This is a genomic window from Bradyrhizobium sp. Leo170 (assembly GCF_004296405.1).
GTDB lineage: Bacteria > Pseudomonadota > Alphaproteobacteria > Rhizobiales > Xanthobacteraceae > Bradyrhizobium.
The window spans coordinates 1-2761 of record NZ_PSRR01000588.1 but is presented as its reverse complement, the minus strand read 5'-3'; the positions used below and the strand labels follow the sequence as shown (position 1 = coordinate 2761).

Here is a 2761-nt window from a genome sequence, read left to right as displayed (position 1 = left end):
CGACCGAGGCGCCGCCGGGCTGCGCGTTGAGCCATTCCCAATGGCGCGGCAGCAGCGTCACTTCGCGCGCGACCACGCCGAGTTTCGGTCGCCCGCGGCCACGCGGCTCGCTCGGTGGCGCCTCGGGCGCTTCGCTTGGCGGAGCCGATGCCGGCAGCCGTGCCAGGATCGCGTCATCGCTGCCGCGAAGATCCAGATCGACGGCGCGCCCGGTCCCGTCGCAGAAGATCGCAATCGGCTCGGCGCTCTGGCCGGCCCGTTTGACCGCTAGCGCGACCTCGGCCAAAGGCCCAGTGGCCAGCCGCCGCTGGCCTTCGAAGGCTGTAAATGTCTGATTCATTTGAGTTATCCGATCGATTCGCCGTTCATGCATTTATGCCCGGGTATAATTTCGATGTCAATATCACCCGGATAAATAATTTGGCCTCTCGGCCAATCGCGAATCCCGCGATTGCCTGATAGGGAACGCCCGGGAAGGTTCTTTGGATTTCGGGGGACGCCGTGCTGACCGTTCATCACCTCAACAACTCGCGCTCGCAACGGGTGCTGTGGCTCCTGGAAGAGCTTGGCGTGCCCTATGAGATCGTGCGCTATCAGCGTGGGCCCGACATGCGCGCGCCGAAGGAGTTGCTGGCGGTGCATCCGCTCGGCAAGTCGCCCGTCATCACCGATAACGGCAACACGATCGCGGAATCCGGCGCGATCGCCGAATACATCCTCGGCACTTACGGCAAGGGACGCTTGATCCCGCCGCCGGACACGCCGGAGCGGCTGCGCTACACCTATTGGCTGCATTATGCCGAGGGATCGGCGATGTCGCCGCTGCTGCTGAAGCTGCTGTTCACGATGATGCCGAAGCGCGCGCCCGCTTTATTGCGGCCACTGGTGCGCAAGGTCACCAACCAGGCGCTAACCGTGCTGGTCAATCCGCAGCTCAAGCAGCACATGACGTTCTGGGAGGCGGAACTCGGCAAAAGCCAATGGTTCGCGGGCAACGAGTTCAGCGTGGCCGATATCCAGATGAGTTTTCCGCTGGAAGCCGCCTCCGCGCGCGCCGGGCTGGAGGAGGGGCATCCCAGGTGCATGGCGTTCCTCGAACGCATTCACGCGCGCCCGGCCTATGTCCGCGCGCTGGAGAAGGGCGGACCGTATCTGGTGGGGCGGTAGGCGAAGTCACCTCTCCCCGCTCTTGCGGGCCGCTCTTGCGGGGAGAGGTCGGCGCGTAGCGCCGGGTGAGGGGCGTTGCCGCGCATTCGGTGTTCGTGGAAGCAGCCCCTCACCCCAACCCTCTCCCCGCAAGAGCGGGGCGAGGGAGTCTCACCGCTCCACCGCCGCGATCACCTCTTTCACCAGACGCGCCAATCCGCGCATGTCGCCGGTCCGATCGACGCTGTCGCCGAGGCGGACCACGACCAGGCGCTGCGTCGGCATGATGACGATGCGCTGGCCGAGGTCGCCCGAGGCAAAGAAAGCGTCGCGGGGAATGCCGAGCGCGACACGGTTCTTGGCACGCGCATGTTCGCTGCGGTTGGTCCAGAAGCCGGCGCCGTAGTCGGTCTTCAGCGTCGCGGCGGCGGAAAAGTCCACCCAGTCTTCGTGCAACAACCGCTTGCCGCCGACCACGCCGTCATTGAGATAGAGCAGCCCGAAGCGTGCCCAGTCCCGTGCGCTCGCCTGCATGTAGGCGGTGCCCTGCAGCGTGCCGCTGCCGTCGAATTCCAGCGTGACGCTGCGCATGCCGAGCGGGTTGAACAATTCGCGCCAGGCAAAGGCGAGCGTCTGTTCGGGCCCGCCGACGGCATCGCGGATGATCCGTGCCAAGAGTTGCGTCGAGGGGCTCGAATAGTGCCAGCGCGTGCCGGGCGGCGCCATCAGGGGCGCCTTCACCGCAAAGCCCGCCATGTCGTCATGCAGATAGGCCATCTGGCTCGAGGGATCGAAGCCCGAATTGGTCTCGTCCAGCGCCAGCCCTGTGGGCATGCGCATGAGGTGCTCCACTTCGATCTCGCGACGCGGATCATTCCTGCCGCGCCATTCCGGGATCGGCGCGGGCATCGACGGCGTGACGACGCCTTGTTGGGTCAGGATTCCGATCAGCGCATTGATCACCGACTTGGTCATGGAAAAACCAAGCAGCGGCGTATCGACACTGATGCCCTTGGCATAGCGCTCGGCGATCACCTTGCCATGATGGACGACCACCACCGCCTTGGTGCGCCGGAACGGCGGCTCCGCCGGCTCCTCGAAGGCATCATCGAGTGCCGCTTTCAGCGCCGGGTCCGAAGGCTCGACAGGTTCAGGGCCCGCGATCTCCTCAAGCAGCGGCGGCGCTCTTGTCACCTTCAGCGCGTCGATATCGCTCTTGAGCACATAGGGCGCCGTCGCGCCGTGCAGCAGCACGCATCCGAGCCCATCGTGAAACGCAGCACGGCTTGTCAGCCATCCAGCCATCGACGCGTCGACGGTCTTGCCGGTGCGGTCGAGCGCAAAGCGGAGCAGCGGACGCAGTCTGCGGATGCCGGCCCGATCGATGGTTTCCGAAAACACCGTTTCCGGATCGAGGCCGGAGACGAACACCTTGGAACAGACATTGTGTGCGACCACGCCGGTCGCGACACGAACGGCCCGATCAGGACGGAAGTAGGCGGCAATCGCCACCGCGGCGGCGAAAGCGATTGCTGCCGCGATCCATTTCTGCCAGCCCACAAATTCCTCCGCGCCGAAGCTCAGCCGATCTTACTTTACCTCGCCCCGCTTGCGG

Annotated in this window: 3 protein-coding genes; 1 reads left to right on the top strand and 2 read right to left on the bottom strand. The window is 65.2% G+C overall.

The annotated features are described in order from the left end of the window. Positions 1 to 340: DUF2239 family protein (locus CWO89_RS42775; protein ID WP_130584208.1), on the bottom strand; the 340-nt coding region annotated here is incomplete at its 3' end. 161 nt (positions 341 to 501) lie between these two features. On the opposite strand from CWO89_RS42775, the gene CWO89_RS42770 reads away from it, so the two are divergent. Beyond that, positions 502 to 1167: a glutathione S-transferase family protein gene (locus CWO89_RS42770; RefSeq protein WP_130584207.1), complete on the top strand. Its 666-nt coding sequence runs from the start codon at positions 502 to 504 to the stop codon at positions 1165 to 1167. Between the two features lie 150 nt (positions 1168 to 1317). Here CWO89_RS42770 and CWO89_RS42765 read toward each other — a convergent pair whose 3' ends face one another. Further along, positions 1318 to 2706, bottom strand: a complete 1389-nt coding sequence (locus CWO89_RS42765; RefSeq protein ID WP_130584206.1) for a serine hydrolase domain-containing protein — start codon at positions 2704 to 2706, stop codon at positions 1318 to 1320. Positions 2707 to 2761 lie beyond the last annotated feature (55 nt).